The following is a 539-nucleotide window of genomic DNA, read 5'->3' on the forward strand; positions in this document are numbered from 1 at the left end:
TCAAAACTAGATAATGTCATTATCAAACTTGTTAGTTAAGTCCTCGACCGATTAGTATCAGTCAGCTCCACGTGTCACCACGCTTCCACCTCTGACCTATCAACCTGATCATCTCTCAGGGGTCTTACTAGCTTAACGCTATGGGAAATCTCATCTTGAGGGGGGCTTCATGCTTAGATGCTTTCAGCACTTATCCCTTCCACACATAGCTACCCAGCCATGCTCTTGGCAGAACAACTGGTACACCAGCGGTGTGTCCATCCCGGTCCTCTCGTACTAAGGACAGCTCCTCTCAAATTTCCTGCGCCCACGACGGATAGGGACCGAACTGTCTCACGACGTTCTGAACCCAGCTCGCGTACCGCTTTAATGGGCGAACAGCCCAACCCTTGGGACCGACTACAGCCCCAGGATGCGATGAGCCGACATCGAGGTGCCAAACCTCCCCGTCGATGTGGACTCTTGGGGGAGATAAGCCTGTTATCCCCGGGGTAGCTTTTATCCGTTGAGCGATGGCCCTTCCATGCGGAACCACCGGA

General features: G+C 53.1%; 1 rRNA gene. It reads right to left on the reverse strand.

Annotation, left to right across the window (positions count from 1 at the left end):
- Window positions 1–31: 31 nt before the first annotated feature.
- Window positions 32–539 (reverse strand): 23S ribosomal RNA (locus tag CAB05_RS21785); the annotation flags it as partial.

Source organism: Gottfriedia solisilvae (assembly GCF_002128405.1).
Lineage (GTDB): Bacteria > Bacillota > Bacilli > Bacillales > Bacillaceae_G > Gottfriedia > Gottfriedia solisilvae.